The 772-nt window shown below is 47.0% G+C and carries 1 protein-coding gene; it reads left to right on the top strand.

The features are described 5' to 3' along the window. Window positions 1-772: hypothetical protein (locus DW830_RS16030; RefSeq protein ID WP_158573531.1), on the top strand; the 772-nt coding region annotated here is incomplete at both ends.

Here is a 772-nt window from a genome sequence, read left to right as displayed (position 1 = left end):
TTGCTTGGGACAATACGCATGACTTGACCCACAGTTCGCAGGAGAATTTTGCCTCTACAGGCAATATCTTCGGTAGAAGTATCAGTGATTCGCGCAGCGACAACCATAGTTTCAACCTCTACAATAACTTTCAGGTGGATGGAAAGTTGGGAGTATGGTTGGATACCCGTATCGACTACTCCGACAGAAAGACTTCATCGACAAACCGTAGTGCTACCTATTCTGCCAACCCTGAAAGATGGGGTGATATCAGGCAGACCATCGATTCTACCTTTGCACAGAATGTTAGTGGCAGCTTGCATGACATCATCACCAACCGGTCGCTCTATCAGTCACGCTCAAAAGTGCATGCATTCACAGGTAGTCAGCAAGCTCTGGCGTGGTATAAGTTGCCATGGGGTGACAGAATAACTCTGGGCATGTCTGGAATGTATACCAGCTCCAAGCCAAACGAGTCTTTCAGCCTGAACCGCAATGAGTATTTCAAGACTGGCGAGAAGGATTTGCGTAACTATTACAACGACAGCAGACAGAACAGCTATGATATGAATGCCAGCTTGGATTATGGAATAGAATTTCCATATTCTAAATGGACAATGTTTATAGGACCCAAATTTGCGCAGACCTATCAATCGGTGAAGGGCTTGAAATACCGCCTGGATGAGCTTGGCGGCGACTGGATAGCCAATCCGGAACTGATGTTCGCCACGCTGCCTTCTAACATGGAGCAGCTTTCGGGGGTGATAGACGAGGATGTGAGTAGAAGCTATCA

Source organism: Prevotella sp. AM34-19LB, assembly GCF_003468525.1.
Classification (GTDB): domain Bacteria; phylum Bacteroidota; class Bacteroidia; order Bacteroidales; family Bacteroidaceae; genus Prevotella.
This window is presented reverse-complemented; position numbering and strand designations above follow the sequence as displayed.